The 21,038-nt window shown below is 60.8% G+C and carries 17 protein-coding genes and 2 riboswitches; of the genes, 12 read left to right on the forward strand and 5 right to left on the reverse strand.

Annotated elements, in window-relative coordinates; all coding sequences use genetic code 11:
- Positions 1–16 precede the first annotated feature (16 nt).
- A complete protein-coding gene (locus AAEZ06_RS18615; protein ID WP_350615541.1) occupies positions 17–2,308 on the forward strand; it encodes a fatty acid cis/trans isomerase in 2,292 nt (763 codons plus the stop codon).
- A 93-nt stretch (positions 2,309–2,401) separates the two neighbouring features.
- Positions 2,402–2,986 (forward strand): Fe-S biogenesis protein NfuA, encoded by a 585-nt coding sequence (gene nfuA / locus AAEZ06_RS18620; protein ID WP_149415341.1) that lies wholly within the window; start codon positions 2,402–2,404, stop codon positions 2,984–2,986.
- Positions 2,987–3,944: 958 nt separating this feature from the next.
- Here nfuA and cobM read toward each other — a convergent pair.
- From cobM to AAEZ06_RS18640, 4 genes are all read right to left on the reverse strand, one after another.
- A complete protein-coding gene (cobM, locus tag AAEZ06_RS18625; RefSeq protein ID WP_149414596.1) occupies positions 3,945–4,691 on the reverse strand; it encodes a precorrin-4 C(11)-methyltransferase in 747 nt (248 codons plus the stop codon).
- A gap of 82 nt (positions 4,692–4,773) precedes the next feature.
- Positions 4,774–5,187, reverse strand: a complete 414-nt coding sequence (locus tag AAEZ06_RS18630) for a cobalamin biosynthesis protein (RefSeq protein WP_350615544.1) — start codon at positions 5,185–5,187, stop codon at positions 4,774–4,776.
- On the reverse strand, positions 5,184–5,888 hold the full coding sequence (locus tag AAEZ06_RS18635; RefSeq protein ID WP_149414598.1) for a CbtA family protein: 705 nt from the start codon (positions 5,886–5,888) through the stop codon (positions 5,184–5,186). The genes AAEZ06_RS18630 and AAEZ06_RS18635 overlap by 4 nt, the downstream gene beginning before the upstream one ends.
- Positions 5,889–5,899: 11 nt before the next feature.
- Positions 5,900–6,088: a CbtB domain-containing protein gene (locus tag AAEZ06_RS18640; RefSeq protein WP_149414599.1), complete on the reverse strand. Its 189-nt coding sequence runs from the start codon at positions 6,086–6,088 to the stop codon at positions 5,900–5,902.
- A 96-nt stretch (positions 6,089–6,184) separates the two neighbouring features.
- Positions 6,185–6,409: riboswitch (cobalamin riboswitch) on the reverse strand.
- A gap of 42 nt (positions 6,410–6,451) precedes the next feature.
- Positions 6,452–6,653, forward strand: a riboswitch (cobalamin riboswitch).
- Between the two features lie 99 nt (positions 6,654–6,752).
- On the opposite strand from AAEZ06_RS18640, the gene cobW reads away from it, so the two are divergent.
- The 4 genes from cobW to AAEZ06_RS18660 are packed head-to-tail and all read left to right on the forward strand — an operon-like array spanning position 6,753 to position 13,278.
- Positions 6,753–7,814, forward strand: a complete 1,062-nt coding sequence (cobW, locus tag AAEZ06_RS18645) for a cobalamin biosynthesis protein CobW (RefSeq protein WP_149414600.1) — start codon at positions 6,753–6,755, stop codon at positions 7,812–7,814.
- A 3-nt stretch (positions 7,815–7,817) separates the two neighbouring features.
- Positions 7,818–11,591 (forward strand): cobaltochelatase subunit CobN, encoded by a 3,774-nt coding sequence (cobN, locus tag AAEZ06_RS18650; RefSeq protein WP_350615547.1) that lies wholly within the window; start codon positions 7,818–7,820, stop codon positions 11,589–11,591.
- A 26-nt stretch (positions 11,592–11,617) separates the two neighbouring features.
- On the forward strand, positions 11,618–12,622 hold the full coding sequence (locus AAEZ06_RS18655) for a magnesium chelatase ATPase subunit I (protein ID WP_350615549.1): 1,005 nt from the start codon (positions 11,618–11,620) through the stop codon (positions 12,620–12,622).
- 53 nt (positions 12,623–12,675) lie between these two features.
- Positions 12,676–13,278: a vWA domain-containing protein gene (locus tag AAEZ06_RS18660; RefSeq protein WP_350615551.1), complete on the forward strand. Its 603-nt coding sequence runs from the start codon at positions 12,676–12,678 to the stop codon at positions 13,276–13,278.
- A gap of 51 nt (positions 13,279–13,329) precedes the next feature.
- On the opposite strand, the gene AAEZ06_RS18665 is transcribed toward AAEZ06_RS18660, so the two are convergent.
- On the reverse strand, positions 13,330–14,280 hold the full coding sequence (locus AAEZ06_RS18665) for a DUF1853 family protein (RefSeq protein ID WP_149414604.1): 951 nt from the start codon (positions 14,278–14,280) through the stop codon (positions 13,330–13,332).
- Positions 14,281–14,423: 143 nt separating this feature from the next.
- Here AAEZ06_RS18665 and AAEZ06_RS18670 point away from each other — a divergent pair, with 143 nt between their 5' ends.
- From AAEZ06_RS18670 to pepN, 6 genes are read left to right on the forward strand one after another with little or no spacing between them, the layout of a single operon-like run.
- Positions 14,424–15,314 (forward strand): NAD(+) kinase, encoded by an 891-nt coding sequence (locus tag AAEZ06_RS18670; RefSeq protein ID WP_149414605.1) that lies wholly within the window; start codon positions 14,424–14,426, stop codon positions 15,312–15,314.
- Positions 15,311–16,285: a metallophosphoesterase gene (locus AAEZ06_RS18675; RefSeq protein WP_178114542.1), complete on the forward strand. Its 975-nt coding sequence runs from the start codon at positions 15,311–15,313 to the stop codon at positions 16,283–16,285. The genes AAEZ06_RS18670 and AAEZ06_RS18675 overlap by 4 nt, the downstream gene beginning before the upstream one ends.
- Positions 16,282–17,151 (forward strand): rhomboid family intramembrane serine protease, encoded by an 870-nt coding sequence (locus AAEZ06_RS18680; protein WP_149414606.1) that lies wholly within the window; start codon positions 16,282–16,284, stop codon positions 17,149–17,151. Before AAEZ06_RS18675 ends, AAEZ06_RS18680 begins: the two co-directional genes overlap by 4 nt.
- Positions 17,152–17,181: 30 nt before the next feature.
- Complete coding sequence (locus AAEZ06_RS18685; protein ID WP_133103236.1) at positions 17,182–17,442, forward strand: YeaC family protein; 261 nt, start codon at positions 17,182–17,184, stop codon at positions 17,440–17,442.
- Positions 17,439–18,269: a DUF2797 domain-containing protein gene (locus tag AAEZ06_RS18690; protein WP_149414607.1), complete on the forward strand. Its 831-nt coding sequence runs from the start codon at positions 17,439–17,441 to the stop codon at positions 18,267–18,269. The genes AAEZ06_RS18685 and AAEZ06_RS18690 overlap by 4 nt, the downstream gene beginning before the upstream one ends.
- 13 nt (positions 18,270–18,282) lie before the next feature.
- On the forward strand, positions 18,283–20,940 hold the full coding sequence (pepN, locus tag AAEZ06_RS18695; RefSeq protein ID WP_149414608.1) for an aminopeptidase N: 2,658 nt from the start codon (positions 18,283–18,285) through the stop codon (positions 20,938–20,940).
- The last annotated feature ends 98 nt before the right edge of the window (positions 20,941–21,038 follow it).

Raw genomic sequence — 21,038 nt, forward strand, 5'->3', positions numbered from 1 at the left:
AATCGGGACCGGAAACATGTCACTTCGCCTCATCATCAGCGTCGTTCTTGCGCTGATCGCCAGCAGCACACAGGCACAAGGTCCCGCGCAGAGCCTTTCCTATATCCGTGATATCCAGCCGATTTTCACCGAGAAGTGCGTGGCCTGCCATGCCTGCTACGACTCGGCCTGCCAGCTCAACCTGGGCAGCGGCGAAGGCGCCGCACGGGGTGCGAGCAAGGTTGCGGTCTACGACGGTGAGCGCAGCCAGGCTTCGCAGCCCACGCGCTTGTTTTACGATGCGTTCGGCAAGGCGCAGTGGAAGGCGCTGGGTTTCGGTTCGGTTTTGGACGCCCAAGGCAGCCAGGCGGCGTTGATGGCGCGGATGCTCGACCTGGGCCACAAGACGCCATTGGCGCCCAATGCCAAGTTGCCCGCCGAGATTGTGCTGGGCCTGAACCGGGAAAACATGTGCCCGCTGCCGGAGGAGTTCGATGCCTATGCCAGCGACCACCCCAAGGAAGGTATGCCCCTGGCAGTCACTGGCCTGACCAACCAGCAGTACCAAACCCTGCAACGCTGGTTGGCCTCCGGTGCGCCCATCGATGAACAAGGGCTGGCGCCGAGTGCCCAGGAAGCCTTGCAAGTACAGCAATGGGAAAACCTGCTCAATCAGCCCGGTGCGCGGGAAAGCCTGGTGGCGCGCTGGCTCTACGAGCATCTGTTCCTTGCCCATATCTATTTAGAGGGCGGCGAACCGGGGCATTATTTCCAGTGGGTGCGCTCGCGTACGCCCAGCGGCCAGCCGATTGACCTGATCAACACCCGCAGGCCCAATGACGACCCGGGCATCCAGGTGTACTACCGTTTGTGGCCGGTGCAAGGGGTTATCGTCCACAAGACGCATATCACGTACCCGTTCAGCGCCGAGAAAATGGCCTGGATCAAGGCGCTGTTCTACAGCGGCGACTGGCAGGTCCACGCGCTACCTGGCTATGGTCCTGCACGCCGGGCCAATCCGTTCGAGACCTTCGAGGCCATCCCGGCCAAGGCGCGCTACCAGTTCATGCTGGATAACGCGGAATACTTCGTGCGCACCTTTATTCGCGGGCCGGTATGCCGTGGGCAAATCGCCACGGACGTGATCCGCGACAACTACTGGACCCTGTTCCAAGACCCTGAGCACGACCTGTACATCACCGACGCCAGTTATCGCGGCCAGACCACTCCGTTGCTGGCGATGCCGGGGCAGAACGACGATGTGGGCAGTGTGTTGAGCCTGTGGCGGGCCTACCGCGACAAGCGCAACGAATACGAAGCCCTGCGCCGGGACAGCTACGCGGATCTGCCGCCGCCGAGTTGGTCGAGCCTGTGGACGGGTAATGACAATGCCTTGCTGTCGGTCTTCCGCCATTTCGACAGCGCGTCAGTGAACAAGGGCCTGATCGGCGAAGTACCGCAAACGATGTGGTTGTTCGACTATCCGCTGCTGGAGCGGACCTATTACCAGTTGGCGGTCAACTTTGACGTGTTCGGCAATGTCTCCCACCAGGCGCAGACCCGGCTGTATTTCGACCTGATCCGCAACGGCGCCGAGCAGAACTTCCTGCGCTTGATGCCCGCCGATTCCCGGGATGGATTTCTCGATGACTGGTACCAGAACAGCGGCAAGGTCAAGCTGTGGCTGGACTATGAGGCTATCGATAATGACAAACCCAGCGGGCTGAAGCTGGATGAGAAGGACCCCAAGCGCGATTTTGCCAACCAGTTGCTCGCCCGTTATGGCGACCTCAATGCCAGCCCTGACCCGATCAACCGCTGCATCAGCGCGTACTGTTCGCGGCCCGCAATTGATCCGGCGTTGCGAGACGCCGAGCAGGCGTTGAGTCGCCTGACCTCCCGACCTGCGGCGGGCCTCAAGGTGATCGAGCAACTGCCTGAAGCAACGATGTTGCGCATCGAGACCCGTAGCGGCAAGCGCGAGGTCTACAGCCTGTTACGCAATCGCGCCCATAGCAACGTAGCGTTCATGCTCGGTGAGGCCTATCGCTATCAGCCTGGTCTGGACACCCTGACCATTTATCCCGGCGTACTCAGCAGCTATCCGAACTTCATATTCAATATGGCTGCCGAAGACGTGCCCGAGTTCGTCGAAGACATGGAACACGCCAAGGATGCCAAGCGGTTTGAGAGAATTGTCGACCGCTGGGGTGTGCGCCGCAGTCATCCGCAGTTTTGGCTGTATTTCCACGACTTGTCGCAGTACATCCGTGAAACAACGCCGATGGAAGAGGGCGTATTGGACATGAATCGCTATGAAAACCTTTGATTACGGCGCGTTTTCTTTTCCGACAAAAATACTAGGACTTTGTGCCTCCGCAATGATTGGCGTAAACTGCCGACAAGCCTGTGAGGATTTTCCATGACTGCCATAACCATTACCGACGCCGCCCACGATTACCTGGCTGATCTGCTGTCCAAGCAGAACACTCCAGGCATCGGTATCCGTGTCTTTATCACCCAGCCTGGCACCCAGTATGCAGAGACGTGCATTGCCTACTGCAAGCCGGGGGAAGAGAAACCCGAAGATACCGCCCTGGGGCTCAAAAGCTTCACGGCGTACATCGACGCCTTCAGCGAAGCCTTTCTTGACGATGCCGTGGTTGACTACGCCACCGATCGCATGGGCGGCCAGTTGACCATCAAAGCGCCTAACGCCAAGGTGCCGAGCGTCAACGCCGACAGCCCGGTCAACGAGCGTATCAACTATTACCTGCAAACCGAGATCAACCCTGGGTTGGCCAGCCACGGCGGCCAGGTCAGCCTGATCGACGTAGTGGATGACGGTATTGCCGTGTTGAAATTCGGCGGCGGTTGCCAGGGCTGCGGCCAGGCGGACGTGACCTTGCGCGAAGGCATCGAGCGCACCTTGCTTGAGCGGGTTCCCGAGCTCAAGGGTGTACGTGATGTGACTGACCACACGCAGAAAGAAAACGCCTACTACTAAGGTGTTCGCTGCGAGCATGAAAAACGGCGCCCCGTGAGCGCCGTTTTTTTATGAGCTTAATTCAACGGGTTATATGGGTTTTGTAATAATTAGGGTTAAGTGTGGGGGGAAGGTTTGCCTGCGATAGCCATAGGTATCTATACCTCTCTTGAGGTTACTGATGGCTGGGGGCAGATTTGAGTACATATCCGTTGCTGCGGTAATGGCTGCTTAGGGTTACGCCCTTACGGCGTGTCACTTTGCAAAAGCGGCAAAGTAACCAAAACGCTCCTGCCCTACCTATCGGCGCCTCGCCTAGGCTCGGCGTACCCGAACGAAGGCATTGCTCCGTGGGTCGCCGCGATGGGCCATCCCTGGCCCAGCGCGACTAAACCGGCATCCTTGCCGGTTTACCCACTGCGTAACACCTGCGTTCGGCCTCTGGTTTTATGGGCAGGCAGATCAAGAGCCATCCGTTTTTCTGTAGGAGCGAGGGGGACGCCTAGTTCTTGCTCGCGAAGAACCTGAGGGCGCCGCGGTGATTCAGGATGCCAGCGTCATCGTTAACGACCATCGCGAGCAAGCTCGCTCCTACAGGTGGCAGTAGATCCGCTCTTGCTTTTCACCACTCAGCTCGGCTACCAGGCCGCCGTGCTTTTGCTTTTGATCTTAGGCGCCCCGTTAACCACGATGGCTGAACGCAGGTATTGATCCGTGGGTAAACCGGCAGGACGCCGGTTTAGCCGCGCTGGGCCAAGGATGGCCCATCGCGGCGGCCCACGGAGCAATGCCGGAGTGAAGGCATGCCGAGCCTAGGCGAGGCACCAAGTGGTGGGGCAAGAGCCTTTTGGTTACTTTTGGGCTCTTTTCAAAAGTGACACGCCGTAAGGGCGTAACCCTAAGCCGCCCTGACTAAAATAACGGATATGTACCCAACCCAACCCAACCCACAGGGTTTTGCATTAGCATCCGGGAATACTCAAGGCCGATATAAGTGCGCATGACCTGCACGATACAACGATGACTCGCTGAAACCGTCACTGGCCAACACCCGGCCCACCACAATCAACGCCGTCCGCCTGAATCCCTTGGCCGCTACCTTTTCGGCAATATCCGCCAACGTACCGATAACCCAATCCTGATCTGGCCAGGTTGCGCGATGCACCACGGCAATCGGGCAGTCGGCGCCGTAGTGAGGCAGCAGTTCAGCGACGATCTTCTCCAGATGATTGACCCCCAGATGAATCGCCATAGTCGTACCGTGGCTGGCCAGACTATTAAATGACTCTCCCGCTGGCATCGCAGTTTTATCGGCATAGCGGGTCAGGATCACACTCTGGGCGATATCCGGCAGGGTCAGTTCAGCCTCCAGCAGCGCCGCACAGGCGGCCACGGCTGTCACGCCCGGAATGATCTGGAAGGGAATGCCCAGCTCCCGCAGGCAGCGAATCTGCTCGCCAATCGCACCATACAAGCTCGGGTCGCCGGAATGCACCCGTGCCACGTCCTGGCCTTTTTCGTGGGAGGCCTTGATCAAACCGATGATCTGCTCAAGGTGTAATTCGGCGCTGTTGATCACCTGTTCGGCCTGATGGCCTTCCAGCACGGCGGCCGGTACCAGTGAGCCTGCATAAATGATCACCGGGCAGTTGCGAATCAGCCGCTGGCCCTTGACGGTAATCAGTTCGGGATCGCCGGGGCCTGCGCCGATGAAAAAGACGGTCATGACGGTTTCCTATGCAAAAAAACAAGCGTGCAAGGCTTCAGATGAAGATTGCTCATGATCAAGGCTGGCGATTATCGAGATTTTAGCCGCAACTAGCTAACGCAAAGGTGGCCTGGGCGTTTTTCTGACGGGTGATCAGCAGTCTCGCCGACCCCTGGGCCAAGTGTTCAGCCAAGGCCAGGGCGGCACTTTCGGCAACGCCATGGCAGCCGGTATGGGTGAAGGCGATAGCCGACTTGTGGCTCAACCGGGGTTCATAAAGTGCCAATTGCCCGGCACTGAAAAACTGCAGCGGCAGGTTCAAGGCCTTGGCCAATGCCAACAGCCCCGGTTCATCCTGTTTGAGATCAATACTGGCCAGCGCAGTGATGTGTTGGCGATCGATGCCGCCCTCGTTGAGGGCCTTGTTGAACAGGGCAAGCAGGGTGTCAGTGTCGCAGCCACGCTGGCAACCCAGGCCGACCACCAGGGTCGGGGCTGTGTTGTCAGTGGTCATGCCGAGTATTGATCGTCACGGTTACGGCGAAACAGCCAGGCGCTGATCAGGCCCAGGGCCAGCCAGAAGGCAACGTTGGTCAATTGCGAGGCAATCTTGAACTGCGTTTCCAGCGCTTCAGGAGCCAGCATTGAATGGGCTTCCGGTTGCGGTGCGCCAATCACATGGGGCACCGCCAGGATTGCTACGCCCAACACTTTCAGCAGCCAGTTGCGACCGAACACGATCAACGCAATACCGGCGGCAGTGGAACCGGCCGTGCCGATCCACCAGATTTGCCGTTGCGCCAGGTCAGCCGCAGCGGTGCCCGGCAGTTCCGGTGGCAAGCCAAGGGTTGGCGCCAGGACGAAGGTTGCGTAACCGGCCAGGCCCCACAGCAGGCCCTGAGCGGTGCGGGTTGGCGCACACAAGGTGTAGAGGCCGGCCAGCATCAGCGCGAAGCCTACCGCGACCACCAGGTTGCCGCCCGTGGTGGACAGCACGCGCTGCCAGCCGTTTTCCGGCTCCCAGGCTTCGGCGTCGTGGCTGTGAGTGGCAGCGGTGCCGTTGGCATGTTCATGTACTTCGACAGCGGCCGTGACGTTTTCGAAGGTTTCCGCCTGGAGAATCAGCGGCGCGACCCAGAAGCTTTGCAGCAGGGTCAGCAACAGGGCAGCCAGCAGGCCAGTGAACCCTGCGGTTTGGGCAATTCGCTTGATCATGTCGGCAGGTCTCAATGGCACGGGAACGCGGCGCTGTGGCGGGTATCGTGGGCGGCGTTGTGCACGGCCTCGATATGGGAGAAGCCGGCGAAATACACCAGGCACGCGCCCAGAATCGACGCACCGATGGCGGCGGTCAGGCGTTGGCTCAAGGTGGCGGTGTTGCTTGCGGTATGCGAGGTGCTGCTGATGATCGACATGGCACGTCCCTTTCGAGTGTCAGGGTGAAACGAGCGCATGAAAACCCTGCGAGCCAGGCACGCAGGGTTCTGAACAGCGCCCGCCCACCGCGGGTTTGTTATTTGATTGATCGGGCCGGTCTCCGGGCTTGCGAGGGGGCTCTTGAAAAGAGTCGACCTAAAAGCATCGCCTTCCCATGCCATCTCGGCACAGTGGATCTGATGCTTCGCTCGCTTACCGTTGCGGGGGCAGCACCGGACTGGTCATGGCTTGAGTCAAGCACATGATTTACCGGTTTCCCGTTTCACCCTGTGAAGGGCACCCGAAACAAGATGTGTAGGAGAGCATGGGCGAGGGATGGTAGTCAAATTGGCCGAGCCCCTGTAGCCTTGCGCTTTCGAGGTTCTTCGGCCCAGGTCGAAGCTAAGAAGGGAACGCGGTTGATGCCGCGGCTGCCCCCGCAACTGTAAAGGGTTGATCTGACTGCCACGCCACTGCCTGAACAAGGCGGGAAGGCGCAGCCAGCGCCAGTCGCAAGACCGGCAAGCCCCAAGCCAGGAGACCTGCCTCGCTACGATTCTTAACTTTCAACCGGGCGGGGTGATCCGGTGGCGAAATGGGCTTCTGCGCGCCGCCGCAGGGCCAATCGTCCCGTATGCCCGCCACCTTGCCAAAGGGCATCCGATGAAAACACTGGCCAAACTCCCCGTCACCATCGTTACCGGCTTTCTCGGTTCGGGTAAAACCACCTTGTTGCGCCATATGCTCGACAACGCTCAGGGCCGCCGCATCGCCGTGATCGTCAACGAGTTCGGCGAGCTGGGCATCGACGGTGAAATCCTCAAGCAGTGCTCCATCGGTTGCACCGAAGAAGAAGCCAACGGCCGCGTTTATGAACTGGCCAACGGTTGCCTGTGCTGCACCGTTCAGGAAGAGTTCTTCCCGGTAATGCGCGAGCTGGTAGCCCGACGCGGCGACCTCGACCACATTCTCATCGAAACCTCGGGCCTGGCCCTGCCAAAACCGTTGGTCCAGGCTTTTCAATGGCCGGAAATTCGCAGCGCCTGCACCGTGGATGCGGTGATCACCGTGGTCGACAGCCCGGCCGTGGCTGCTGGCACCTTCGCTGCGTTCCCGGATCAGGTGGATGCCCAGCGCAAACTTGACCCGAACCTGGACCACGAATCACCACTGCACGAGCTGTTCGCCGACCAACTGGCCAGCGCCGACCTGGTGATCCTCAACAAATCCGACCTCATCAGCGCCGAAGACTTGGCCCGCGTGCGCCTGGAAGTGGCTGAAGAGTTGCCGCCAGCGGTGAAGATCATCGAAGCCAGCAGCGGTCGCGTGCCATTGGACGTGTTGATTGGCCTGGGCGCCGGTTCCGAAGAACACATCGACGGCCGCCACAGCCATCACGATCATCATCACGAAGGTGAGCATGGCCACGACCATGACGCCTTCGACTCGATTTCCATCGAGCTGCCACAAGCCGACGAAAGTCTGCTGCTCGATGCCTTGACCCAACTGGTGGTCCAACACGGCATCCTGCGGGTCAAGGGCTTCGCCGCAATCCCCAACAAGCCAATGCGCCTGCTGATCCAGGGTGTGGGCACCCGTTTCGACAAGCACTTCGACCGTGCCTGGCGCGCCGATGAGCCGCGCGCCACACATCTGGTGCTGATCGGCCAGGAGCTGGACGCCACCTTGCTCGAAGCGCAATTACGCGCCGCCCTCAGCGTTTAAGCCATGCACCTGCTCAGGACCCAGCCCGGCGGTTTCGTCTCGGATGACAACATTGCCGACCTTGGACAAACCCCCGCCGACTTGGTGATCCTGTGCAGCGGCGACTCCAGCCTGGCGCTGCTGGCCGAAGCTGCCCAGCAGTTGCCCGAGGATTACCCGAGCCTGCGCCTGGCCAACCCGATGCAGGTGCAGAACCACGGCTCGGTCGACCTGTATGTCGATGAGGTGCTGCGCCACGCCAAGGTCATCCTGATTTCGCTGCATGGTGGGATCGGTTATTGGCGTTACGGTATCGAGCGTTTGGTGCAGTTGGCCGAGCGCGGCGTGCAACTGATTTTGGTGCCAGGTGACGACCGTCCAGACCCGGAACTCAGCGGCCTGAGTACCGTCAGCGCGCAAGAGCGCGATCGGCTCTGGCACTTCCTGCGCCAGGGCGGCCTGGGCAATGCGCTGGATTTCTATCGCTGCCTGGCCAACGGGTATCTGGGGCGCGACTATGGCTGGTCCGAGCCGCAAATCCTGCCGCGTACGGCGATTTATCATCCCCATAAAGCCAACGCGTGCCTGAGTGATTGGCAGGCCGACTGGCAGCCCGATCTTCCCGTGGCAGCAGTGCTGTTCTACCGCTCCCATTTGCAGGCGGCCAATACCGGCTTTATCGATGTGTTCTGCCAGCGCCTGCAGGCAGCGGGGTTGAACCCATTGCCCATGGCTGTGGCCAGTTTGAAAGAGCCCGGCTGCCTGACAGTGGTCGAGGACTTGCTGGATGAGGTCCAGGCCGCGGTGATTCTCAACACCACCGGTTTCGCCCAATCCAGCCCCGAAGCGCCGCACTTGCGACCGTTTCGCCGCAATATTTCGGTGATCCAGGCCATTTGTGCCCAGGACAACGAACCCGCCTGGCAGGCCAGCGAGCAAGGCCTTGGCCCCCGTGACCTGGCCATGCACATTGCCTTGCCGGAGCTGGACGGGCGGATCATCAGCCGCCCCATCAGCTTCAAGGACCTGGCTTGGCGCAGCGAGCGCAGCCAGTCCGATGTGGTGTGCTACCGGGCGCAACCTGAGCGCATGGACTTCGTCGCCGACCTGGCGCGGCGCTGGGTCGACCTGGCGCGGGTGCCTAATGCTGAAAAACGCATCGCCCTGATTCTCGCCAATTATCCAACCCGTGATGGCCGCATCGGTAATGGCGTAGGCCTCGATACCCCGGCCGCCGCGCTGAATATTCTGCGGGCGTTGCAGATTGAAGGTTATCCGCTGCCGGACGTGTTAGCGCAAAGTGGTACGCAACTGATCCAGGACTTGCTGGGCGGTGTCACCAACGACCTCGACAGCCTCGACCTGCGTCCCTGCCATCAAAGCCTGGGTTTGGACGACTACGAGGCAATGTTCAACCGCCTGCCTGAAAGCAATCGGCAGGCGCTGCTCGCACGCTGGGGTTCGCCGCACACCGACCCGATGTTCCGCGACGGGCGCATGATGATCGCTGGCCTGCGTTTGGGCCTGACGTTTATCGGTATCCAGCCGGCCCGGGGTTATCAGGTCGACGCCAGCGCGGTGTATCACGACCCGGACCTGGTGCCGCCCCACGGTTACCTGGCGTTCTACTTCTGGTTGCGCCAGACCTACGGCGCCCACGCAGTGATTCACGTTGGCAAGCACGGCAATCTGGAGTGGTTGCCCGGTAAAGGCGTCGGGCTTTCGGAAAATTGCTGGCCGGATGCATTACTTGGCCCGCTGCCGAATATCTATCCGTTTATCGTCAATGATCCGGGCGAGGGCGCCCAGGCCAAGCGTCGCACCCAGGCGGTGATCATCGACCACCTGATGCCGCCGCTGACCCGCGCCGAAACATACGGCCCATTGCGTAACCTGGAACTGTTGGCCGACGAGTATTACGAAGCGCAACTGCTCGACCCGCGTCGAGCCAGGGAGCTGCAAAAGGACATTCTCAAGCTGGTGCGGGAAACTCGCATCGACCAAGAGTTGGCGCTGGACGAAAACCTCGACAGCGACGCCGATGCGGCGATCTGGCTGCCGCGCCTGGATACTTACCTGTGTGATCTGAAGGAGTCGCAGATTCGCGACGGCTTGCATATCTTCGGTGAATCACCCGTTGGCCGCTTGCGCATCGACACGTTGCTGGCTTTGCTACGCATTCCCCGTGGCGATGGCCGTGGTCCGCAATCGAGTTTGCTGCGGGTGTTGGCCAAGGCTTTCGAGCTGGGCTTCGATCCGCTGGATTGCGCCCTGGCCGAACCCTGGGCCGGGCCTCGCCCCGAGGTATTACACACGATCGATCCACAATTGTGGCGCACCGCTGGCGACACCCGTGAGCGCCTGGAACTGTATGCCGCGCGCTTGATTGAGCAGGCGCTTGAAGGGCCGGTCGAGCAACTTGAAGAACCCGGCTGGCACGACGTCAAGGCGGTGATCGAAAGCCTGCGCATCGTCGTCGCTCCGCGCCTGGATGCCTGCGGCCCGGCGGAGATGCGCGGCTTGCTGGATGCCCTGAGCGGACGCTTCGTCCCCGCCGGTCCCAGCGGAGCGCCCAGCCGTGGTCGGTTGGACGTGCTGCCCACTGGGCGTAATTTTTTCTCGGTGGACGTGCGCAACCTGCCGACCACCACCGCCTGGCGCATTGGCTTCCAGTCAGCCAGCCTGATTCTTGAGCGACACCTGCAAGACCATGGAGACCATCTGCGTCAGCTCGGCCTGTCGGTGTGGGGCACTGCTACCATGCGTACCGGCGGCGATGACATCGCCCAGGCCATGGCGCTGATGGGCGTGCGCCCTGTGTGGGCCACCGGCAGTCAGCGGGTGGATGACTTTGAAATCTTGCCGTTGAGCCTGCTGGACCGTCCGCGTGTTGATGTCACGTTACGGGTCTCGGGGTTTTTTCGCGATGCCTTCGCCAACCTGATCCGGTTGTTTGATGCTGCGGTGCAAGCGGTCGCCGCGTTGGATGAGCCTGATGATATGAACCCGCTGGCTGCCAAGGTGCGCAGCGAGCGAGAGGCCTTGCGCTTGTCCGGTCTGGATGAAGAAGCCGCTGCCAAGCAGGCCGGCTGGCGAATCTTCGGGGCGAAACCGGGTGCTTACGGCGCTGGCGTGCAGGGCGCAATCGACGGTCGTCTGTGGCAGAGCCGCGAAGACCTGGCCGAGGTGTACCTCAATTGGGGTGGTTACGCTTATGGCGGCTCCGATGAAGGTACCGCCGCCCGCGAACAGTTCGCCCAGCGTCTGAGCCAGGTCCAGGCGGTGTTGCAGAACCAGGACAATCGCGAGCACGACCTGCTTGATTCCAACGATTACTACCAGTTTCAGGGTGGCATGCTCGCCGCCGTGGAAACCCTGAGTGGCGACAAGGCCGCCAGTTATCATGGCGACCACAGCCAGCCGGACCTGCCGAAAATCCGCACCTTGAAGGAAGAGCTGAACCGGGTGATCCGCGCCCGTGCAGCGAATCCCAAGTGGATCGAAGGGGTCAAGCGCCATGGCTATAAAGGCGCGTTCGAGATGGCGGCAACGGTCGATAACCTGTTTGCCTTTGACGCCACCACCGCGCTGATCGACGATCACCAGTACGCGCTGTTGGCCGACGCCTATTTGCTCGACCCTGACACCCGTGCTTTCGTGCAGCAACATAATCCCGACGCCTTGCGCGATATGACCGAACGCATGCTGGAAGCCCAGCAGCGGGGTATGTGGCAGGAGCCTGGAGCGTACCGCGAGGCGTTGGAAAATTTGTTGTTGGATATAGAAGAAGACAACTGAGTCACAGCACTCACCGAGAACTCGCGATGACTGATACCCCTCATTTCCCGCTGTCCGCCGTTGTCGGCGCCGATGACCTCAAGCTGGCCCTGTGCCTGACCGCCATCGACCCGAAAATCGGCGGGGTACTGATCGAAGGCCCGCGCGGCATGGCCAAGTCCACCTTGGCCCGTGGCCTGGCGGACCTGTTGGCCAGCGGTCAGTTCGTCACGCTGCCCTTGGGCGCCACCGAAGAACGGCTGATAGGCACCCTCGACCTCGACGCGGCGCTGGGCGAAGGCCGGGCACAGTTTTCCCCTGGCGTGCTGGCCAAGGCCGACGGCGGCGTGCTTTATGTCGATGAGGTCAACCTGTTGCCCGATCATCTGGTGGACCTGCTGTTGGACGTGGCCGCCAGCGGCACCAACCTGATCGAACGTGACGGCATTTCCCATCGGCATTCAGCGCGCTTCGTACTGATCGGCACCATGAACCCGGAAGAAGGCGAGTTGCGCCCGCAGTTGCTCGACCGCTTTGGGCTCAACGTGGCTCTGAGTGGGCAAACCCTGCCTGCCGAACGTGGGCAGATCATCCGCCGCCGCCTGGATTTCGACAGCGATCCCCAAGGGTTCTGCGCGCAGTGGGCTGATCAACAGGCGGCGCTGCGTGAGCGTTGCACCCAGGCGCGGGCAGTGCTGGAAAGTATTCCCCTGGATGACCAGGCGTTGGCCGAGATCACTGAGCGTTGCTTTGTCGCTGGGGTCGATGGTTTGCGTGCCGACCTGGTCTGGCTGCGTGGCGCTCGAGCCCATGCCGCGTGGCGTGGGGCTGGCACCATCAGCGTGGAAGATATCGAGGCCGTGGCTGAGTTCGCCCTGCGTCACCGCCGTCAGGAACACTCCCCGCCGGCGAGCCCGCCCACTACAGGTCAATCATCGAAATCAGCCGACTCATCGCCTGCCCAGGGCCAAGGGCTGTGGGGCGATATGCCTGCGCCCGCATTGTCGGTCGGTGCTCGGCGGGATGTTCCAACCTGGCCAAAAAAGCCCTAGGCATTCGCCCTCGACCTGACGCGGGGGCGGATGCCCGACCCAAGGCGGGTCGATTGGACAAGGGCAGGCAAGGGCAGGCGCGAACCGCAAGCCAAGGTTCGATCAACTGGCCGGGTACCTTGCTCGGCGGGCGCCCGCAACGCCGTGAAGATTTGTTGTACCGCCTGCGCAACCGCTCTCCCCATGAGTTATGGCTGGTGATTGTCGATGCGTCGGCGTCTACTCGGCGGCATCAAGCACTGAGCGACGCCAAGGGTTTGCTGGCGCAGGTATTTGATGATGCTTATCGCCAGCGCGCCCGGATGGCGTTGCTGACGGTGAGCGGCCAGCTGCCCAAATGGCAGGTGCAGGGGTTGAAGGCGGCAAAAGGGCTGAGCCGGTGGCTCGACGAACTCGGCGCTGGCGGCGGCACGCCATTGCTGGCGGCACTTGGCGAGGCCAGCGACTGGCTGGTTGCCCGGCGCAAACGCTATCCGGCGGAGCAGCAGCGGTTGCTGGTGATCACTGATGGGCGACTTAAGGATGTGATGGGATTAGCGCAGCTCGACTGTCCGGGATTACTGGTGGATATCGAGCGGGGGCCGATCAGGCTGGGTCGCGCCAAAGAGCTGGCTCTCGGGTTGAATGTGGATTATCGGCATATCGATAGCCTTTAACGGCGCACTCATTGTTCCTCATAGCTGTCGAGCCCAATTCCAGAATCTCATTCAACCAGCACCCGGCACATTCGGCCAAAGGTCTGCCACCAGAAATAACCGCTCGGCTTCCTCCCAATCGCCTGCGCTATTTTCAGCCAGTCGTACCAGCAGTTGCGCCGGCGCTATTGGGTCCAGCTGCGCCAGCCAGCCTCGCATCTGCTCTTCATTCCACACCTGATCAGCCGGGTAATGCGCGGGCGCGAGCCAGGCATGGCGGGGCAAAGGCTGCCAGCGTCCAGGCGGGCTTTGTTTGGTAAACCTTGGCCAGTCCCGCTGATGCAACCAACGCCCATTCAAGTGCTGCGGATGCGCACCAGTCGGAGCCTGGGCAATACCAGGCCACGGATACAGCAAGTACCCGCCCAGCCACAAGTGTGCATCAAAGTGCTGGATACCCAGCGCTGCCAGGGCTTCACGGCTTTCCGGGCGGGCGGAAATTGGCAATTGATGCTGCGCCAGGTGAGCCAGCTTGCGGTCCAGCCGATCGTGACAGCCAGGCCCCAGCCATTGCGCTGTATCGCGGCCGTCACCCTCTGCAGGTCCCAGATACAGCTTGATAGCCAGTTCCAAGTGATGCACGCCGTCGCGGTCACGCAGCAATATGTCCAACTCACCCAAGGTATGCCCGGCCTGGCGGATCGGCAGGTTGGCGGCAAGCAGTTCCACTCCCGGCGCGTGCTGCACGGCGAATTGCCACAACCGCTCGTAATACAAGCCCAGGCGCCGGGTTCGGGCCTGGTTCAACCAGTGCTGCAAGGCGCTGCTGTCCTGGTCCAACTGGTGCAGCCATTGTTCCAACTGGTGCGGTGCTTGCACCCAATCGCTGCCTGCCAGCGGATGGCGTTGCGGCCAGGGTGTTTGCGCCAGCATCGGTGGGGCGAGTATCACCCACGCCAGGTCGCGTACCTCGGGGTGGCACAGCTGGCGGGGCAGGTTCTGTAAATCAGCGAACAAAGTCATGGTGCGAGCATAGCCTTTTACGCGGGCATGCGTGGCTGAGAACCGTTGTCGTCTGGCCCTTGCGGCTACAAAGGATTTTGTCTAACGCCGCCTTTCGCCCATAATCGTTCTTTTTTGCCAGACCCCAACCCTGCAGGAGCCCCATGGAGCAATTTCGCAATATCGGCATTATCGGTCGCCTGGGCAGTACACAGGCCCTGGATACCGTCCGCCGGCTGAAGAAGTTTCTGCTTGAGCGCCACCTGCATGTGATTCTCGAAGACACCATCGCCGAGATTCTGCCGGGCCATGGCCTGCAAACCTCTTCGCGCAAGATGCTCGGCGAAGTCTGCGACATGGTCATCGTGGTCGGCGGCGACGGCAGCCTGCTGGGCGCTGCGCGCGCGCTGGCCCGGCATAACGTGCCGGTGCTGGGGATCAACCGTGGCAGCCTGGGGTTTCTCACCGACATCCGCCCCGATGAGCTGGAAGTCGAAGTGGCCAAGGTGCTCGACGGCCATTACCTGGTGGAAAACCGCTTCCTGCTGCAGGCCGAAGTGCGCCGCCACGGCGAAGCCATTGGCCAGGGCGATGCCCTCAACGATGTGGTGCTGCACCCCGGCAAGTCGACGCGGATGATCGAGTTCGAACTGTACATCGACGGCCAGTTTGTCTGCAGCCAGAAGGCCGATGGCCTGATCGTCGCCACGCCCACGGGTTCCACGGCCTACGCGCTGTCGGCGGGTGGCCCGATCATGCACCCCAAGCTCGACGCCATTGTGATCGTGCCGATGTACCCCCATATGTTGTCCAGCAGGCCCATCGTGGTCGACGGCAACAGTGAGCTGAAAATCGTGGTGTCCAAAGACATGCAGATATACCCGCAAGTCTCCTGTGATGGGCAGAACCATTTTACCTGCGCCCCCGGTGACACCATCACCGTCAGCAAGAAGGCGCAGAAACTGCGGCTGATCCACCCACTGGACCACAACTATTACGAAGTTTGCCGGACCAAGCTGGGCTGGGGCAGCCGCTTGGGGGGTGGAGGCGACTGATGCTCGATCCCGCGCGTAGCTACGACCTGATTGGTGACGTGCACGGTTGCGCTCATACCCTTGAGCACTTGCTCGACCTGTTGGGTTACCACAAACAGGGCGGCACCTGGCGCCACCCATCGCGCATGGCCGTGTTCCTCGGCGATATCATCGACCGCGGCCCGCGCATCCGTGAAGCCCTGCATATCGTCCACGACATGACCGAGGCCGGCCAGGCGCTGTGCATCATGGGCAACCATGAGTTCAACGCCCTGGGCTGGAGTACGCCAGCGCCGCCGGGCAGCAGCAAACAGTTTGTGCGCGAGCGCACGCCACGCCACGCTCGGCTGATCCACGAGACCTTGGAGCAGTTCGAACAGCACCCGGCAGACTGGCATGACTTCCTCGGCTGGTTCTACGACATGCCGCTGTTTGTCGATGCCGGGCGCTTTCGCGTGGTACACGCCTGCTGGGACGACGGTTTTATCGCACCCCTGCGTGCGCACTTCCCTGACGGCTGCATTGACCAGCATTTCCTGCAAGCCGCTGCGGTGCCGGGCAGTTTCGCCAGCAATGCCTTCGACCGTCTGCTGCGGGGCACTGACATGCGCCTGCCGGACGGCTTGACGCTGACCGGTGGCGATGGCCTGACACGGTCATTTTTCCGCACCAAGTTCTGGGAAGACGACCCGAAAACCTACGGCGATATCGTGTTCCAGCCCGATGCACTGCCGGAACCGGTGGCAGCTACGCCGCTGTCTTCCACTGAAAAGAGTTCCCTGCTGCGCTATGGCGTCGACGAGCCATTGCTGTTCGTCGGCCATTACTGGCGCAGTGGCAAGCCGGCGCCAATCCGTCCCAACCTGGCCTGCCTGGATTACAGCGCCGTGCTGTACGGAAAACTGGTCGCTTATCGGCTGGATCAGGAAAGTCGTCTGGACCCGCACAAGTTTGTCTGGGTCGATGTCGAGCGCCCTGAGGTGATTTCATGAGTACCGTTGCAGTATTGCGCTTGCCCTTGACCGTGGACTTGGGTGGTTTCGTCAAACTGTTGCAGCGCATGCAAGTGCCCCATCGCGTCAGTGAGGAAGCAGGGGAGCAGGTGCTGTGGGTGCCTGATGCCATCAGCGAGGATGTGCGGACCCTGTATCAGCGTTTTCCCGCTGGTGATCCGCAGCAGCAACTGGATGTTCCAGAAGCGCCAGTCGCCAAGCGCCCTGGTTTTCTCCAGCAACTGCGCCATAGCCCGCTGACTGCAGCAATTTTGTTGCTCAGCCTGATCGTCGGCGCGGTGACCATGCTCGGCGATAACCTGCAAACCATGAGCTGGCTGACCTTCCTGGACTTCCATGTAGCCGGCGAGTATCTGTATTTCACACCCCTGGCCGACAGCCTGGCGGCGGGGCAGTGGTGGCGGTTGGTGACGCCGATGCTGATCCACTTCGGCATCCTCCACCTGGCCATGAACGGCATGTGGTACTGGGAGCTGGGGCGGCGCATCGAGTCGCACCAGGGCAGTATCAATCTGCTGGGCCTGACCCTGTTGTTCAGCCTGGTCTCCAACTACGCTCAGTACTATTTCGGCGGTCCCGGCCTGTTTGGCGGGTTGTCCGGCGTGCTGTATGGCCTGCTGGGACATTGCTGGATCTATCAAATGCTTTCGCCAAACCCGGCGTATCGCCTGCCCCGTGGGGTGCTGGTGATGATGCTGGTGTGGTTGCTGCTTTGCCTGTCGGGCCTGGTCTCGATGATCGGTTTCGGCGAAATCGCCAACGCCGCCCACGTTGGCGGGTTGGTAGTGGGTTGCCTGACCGGCTTGTTGGGCGGGCTGTACAGCCGCCGCAAACAAGCCCTTTGAATATCTCCTAATTAGTTAAGGAAGAGTCTTATGTCCTCTTTTGCTGAAATGATCGAAAACATCACCCCGGACATCTACGAGAGCCTCAAGCTCGCCGTGGAAATCGGCAAGTGGTCCGATGGCCGCAAGCTCACCGCTGAACAGCGTGAACTGTCCCTGCAAGCGGTCATCGCCTGGGAGCTGCAAAATCTGCCGGAAGACCAGCGCACTGGCTATATGGGCCCGCAAGAATGCCAGTCGAAGTCGACCACCGTGGAAAATATCCTGTTCAAGTCGGATGCCATCCATTGATTGAGATTGGCCGTGGTGCAGTCAGCAAGATGTCGGTGCAGTTGGGCTCGCCGACCGTTCAATATGCCTTTCGCCTGGGCGATGCCGAGGTGCCGGTCAATCCGTTGATCGGTACTACCGTGCGCCTGGAATACTTGGGCGCGATCCATTGCAGCCATTGCGGACGCAAGACCAAGACCAGTTTCAGCCAGGGGTACTGCTACCCGTGCATGACCAAGCTGGCCCAGTGCGACCTGTGCATCATGAGCCCCGAGCGCTGCCACTTTGACGCAGGCACCTGCCGCGATCCGGCCTGGGGTGAAAAATTCTGCATGACCGACCACGTGGTGTACCTGGCCAACTCGTCGGGTGTCAAGGTCGGCATCACCCGTGCCACCCAGCTGCCGACGCGCTGGCTGGACCAGGGTGCCAGCCAGGCACTGCCAATCATGCGCGTGGCCACCCGTCAGCAATCCGGTTTCGTCGAAGACGTGTTGCGCAGCCAGGTGGCAGACAAGACCAATTGGCGTGCACTGCTCAAGGGCGATGCCCCGGCAGTGGACCTCAAACAGGTGCGTGACGAGCTGTTTGCCTCCTGTGCCGAGGGATTGTTGAGCTTGCAGGAACGCTTTGGCCTACAAGCCATCCAACCTGTGGCTGACATCGAGCCTATCGAAATCCGCTACCCGGTGGAGCAGTATCCCACCAAGATTGTCAGCTTCAACCTGGACAAGAACCCGATTGCCGAGGGCACGCTGATGGGGATCAAGGGCCAGTACCTGATCTTCGATACCGGCGTTATCAATATTCGTAAATACACGGCTTACCAGCTCGCCGTGTATCAGTAGAAGGATTCGACGCATGCGCACCGAACAACCGAAGATGATCTACCTGAAGGACTATCAGGCGCCTGAATACCTGATCGACGAGACACACCTGACCTTCGAATTGTTCGAGGACCACAGCCTGGTCCACGCGCAGCTGGTGATGCGCCGCAATCCTGAACGTGGCGCGGGCCTGCCGCCGCTGGTGCTGGACGGCCAGCAACTTGAGCTGCTGTCGGTGACCTTGGCTGACCAGGAACTGACGGCGGCTGACTACCAGTTGACCGACAGCCACCTGACCCTGCACCCGGCCAGCGATACGTTTACCCTCGACACCAGCGTCAAGATCCACCCGCAGACCAACACCGCCCTGGAAGGCCTGTACAAGTCCAGCGGCATGTTCTGCACCCAGTGCGAAGCTGAAGGTTTTCGCAAGATCACCTATTACCTCGACCGCCCGGACGTGATGAGCAAGTTCACCACCACGGTGATCGCCGAGCAACATAGCTACCCGGTATTGCTCTCCAACGGCAACCCGATTGCCACAGGCCCCGGCGAAGACGGCCGTCACTGGGCGACCTGGGAAGATCCGTTCATGAAACCGGCTTACCTGTTTGCGCTGGTGGCCGGTGACCTGTGGTGCGTGGAAGACACCTTCACCACCATGAGCGAACGCTCGGTAGCCCTGCGCATCTATGTCGAGCCGGAAAACATCGACAAGTGCCAGCACGCCATGAACAGCCTGAAAAAGTCGATGCGCTGGGACGAAGAAGTCTATGGCCGCGAGTACGACCTGGACATCTTCATGATCGTTGCGGTCAACGACTTCAATATGGGCGCCATGGAGAACAAGGGCCTCAACATTTTCAACTCCAGCGCCGTGCTGGCGCGGGCCGAAACCGCCACCGACGCTGCACACCAGCGGGTCGAGGCCATCGTTGCCCACGAGTACTTCCACAACTGGTCGGGCAACCGCGTGACCTGCCGCGACTGGTTCCAGCTCTCGCTCAAGGAAGGCTTCACCGTATTCCGTGATTCGGGCTTCTCCGCCGACATGAACTCGGCCACCGTCAAGCGTATCCAGGATGTGGCCTACCTGCGCACCCACCAGTTCGCCGAAGATGCCGGCCCGATGGCCCATGCCGTACGCCCGGACAGCTTTATCGAGATTTCCAACTTCTACACCCTGACTGTGTACGAAAAGGGCTCTGAAGTGGTCGGCATGATCCACACCTTGCTCGGTGCCGAAGGCTTTCGCAAAGGCAGCGACCTGTACTTTGATCGTCACGACGGCCAGGCAGTGACCTGCGACGACTTCATCAAGGCCATGGAAGACGCCAATGGCGCCGACCTGACCCAGTTCAAACGCTGGTACAGCCAGGCCGGCACGCCACGGTTGGCGGTCAGTGAATCCTACGATGCAGCAGCGAAAACCTACATCCTGACCTTCCGTCAAAGCTGCCCTGAAACCCCGGACAAGGTGGAGAAGCTGCCATTTGTGATTCCAGTTGAACTGGGCTTGCTGGACGGGAAGGGCGCCGATATCGCCTTGCGCCTGGCGGGTGAAGCGGCGGCTGGCAGTACGTCCCGCGTGTTGTCTGTGACGCAAGCCGAACAAACCTTCACCTTCGTCGGCATCGCCGAACAGCCATTGCCTTCGTTGCTGCGGGGTTTCTCGGCTCCGGTGAAACTGAGCTTTCCCTACAGCCGCGACCAGTTGATGTTCCTCATGCAGCACGACAGCGACGGTTTTAATCGCTGGGACGCCGGCCAGCAACTGTCGGTGCAGGTGTTGCAGGAGCTGATCGGTCAACATCAGCAAGGCAAGACACTGGTGCTTGATCAACGTCTGATTACCGCACTGCGCAGCGTATTGAGTGACGAAAGCCTGGATCAGGCGATGGTGGCGGAAATGCTGTCGTTGCCGAGCGAAGCCTACCTGGCGCAAATCAGTGAAGTGGCAGATGTCGACGCCATCCACGCTGCACGCGAATTTGCTCGCAAGCAATTGGCCGATAACTTGTTCGAAGGCCTGTGGCTGCGCTACCAGGCCAACCGCGACCTGTCCAAGCAAACGCCGTACGTGGCCGCTGCCGAGCATTTTGCCCGACGCGCCCTGCAGAACATCGCACTGTCGTACCTGATGCTCAGCGGCAAACCTGAAGTGCTGGTCGCGACCCTTGAGCAGTTCGACGCCTGCGACAACATGACCGAGCGCCTGACGGCATTGGCCGTACTGGTCAACTCGCCATTTGAAACAGAAAAGGCCAACGCTCTGGCAGTATTCGCCGAGAGCTTCAAGGACAACCCGCTGGTCATGGACCAATGGTTCAGTGTTCAGGCTGGCAGCGGCTTGCCGGGCGGTCTGGAGCGTGTCAAGGCGTTGATGCAGCACCCATTGTTCAATATCAAGAACCCGAACAAGGTGCGGGCCTTGGTGGGCGCGTTCGCCGGGCAGAACCTGATCAACTTCCATGCAGCCGACGGCTCAGGCTATCGTTTCCTGGCTGACATGGTGATCCAGTTGAACGCCTTCAACCCGCAGATCGCCTCCCGGCAATTGGCGCCGCTCACTCGCTGGCGCAAATACGACAGCGCTCGTCAGGCGCTGATGAAGGCTGAGCTGGAGCGGATTCGTTCTTGCGGCGAACTGTCCAGTGATGTGTTTGAGGTGGTCAGCAAAAGCCTGGCGTAATCCTCGTCCTCTGGGTCGACCCATTTTGGTGAGTGGGCCGGCCCAGCCCAGCCCATCACCTTGAGCCACTGCTCGCTACTGACACTTCCTGGCAGGAC

Origin of the sequence: Pseudomonas sp. HY7a-MNA-CIBAN-0227, assembly GCF_040310325.1 — a bacterium.
In the GTDB taxonomy this organism is placed as follows: Bacteria; Pseudomonadota; Gammaproteobacteria; order Pseudomonadales; family Pseudomonadaceae; genus Aquipseudomonas.

What these genes read in the sequence shown, in the direction of transcription:
- AAEZ06_RS18680 (WP_149414606.1), top strand. Translation starts at nt 16,282, where the DNA reads ATGAGTACCGTTGCAGTATTGCGCTTGCCCTTGACCGTGGACTTGGGT.
- AAEZ06_RS18640 (WP_149414599.1), bottom strand. Translation starts at nt 6,088, where the DNA reads ATGTCGATCATCAGCAGCACCTCGCATACCGCAAGCAACACCGCCACC.
- AAEZ06_RS18630 (WP_350615544.1), bottom strand. Translation starts at nt 5,187, where the DNA reads ATGACCACTGACAACACAGCCCCGACCCTGGTGGTCGGCCTGGGTTGC.
- nfuA (WP_149415341.1), top strand. Translation starts at nt 2,402, where the DNA reads ATGACTGCCATAACCATTACCGACGCCGCCCACGATTACCTGGCTGAT.
- AAEZ06_RS18615 (WP_350615541.1), top strand. Translation starts at nt 17, where the DNA reads ATGTCACTTCGCCTCATCATCAGCGTCGTTCTTGCGCTGATCGCCAGC.
- AAEZ06_RS18685 (WP_133103236.1), top strand. Translation starts at nt 17,182, where the DNA reads ATGTCCTCTTTTGCTGAAATGATCGAAAACATCACCCCGGACATCTAC.
- AAEZ06_RS18635 (WP_149414598.1), bottom strand. Translation starts at nt 5,888, where the DNA reads ATGATCAAGCGAATTGCCCAAACCGCAGGGTTCACTGGCCTGCTGGCT.
- pepN (WP_149414608.1), top strand. Translation starts at nt 18,283, where the DNA reads ATGCGCACCGAACAACCGAAGATGATCTACCTGAAGGACTATCAGGCG.
- AAEZ06_RS18665 (WP_149414604.1), bottom strand. Translation starts at nt 14,280, where the DNA reads ATGACTTTGTTCGCTGATTTACAGAACCTGCCCCGCCAGCTGTGCCAC.
- cobM (WP_149414596.1), bottom strand. Translation starts at nt 4,691, where the DNA reads ATGACCGTCTTTTTCATCGGCGCAGGCCCCGGCGATCCCGAACTGATT.
- cobN (WP_350615547.1), top strand. Translation starts at nt 7,818, where the DNA reads ATGCACCTGCTCAGGACCCAGCCCGGCGGTTTCGTCTCGGATGACAAC.
- cobW (WP_149414600.1), top strand. Translation starts at nt 6,753, where the DNA reads ATGAAAACACTGGCCAAACTCCCCGTCACCATCGTTACCGGCTTTCTC.
- AAEZ06_RS18670 (WP_149414605.1), top strand. Translation starts at nt 14,424, where the DNA reads ATGGAGCAATTTCGCAATATCGGCATTATCGGTCGCCTGGGCAGTACA.
- AAEZ06_RS18655 (WP_350615549.1), top strand. Translation starts at nt 11,618, where the DNA reads ATGACTGATACCCCTCATTTCCCGCTGTCCGCCGTTGTCGGCGCCGAT.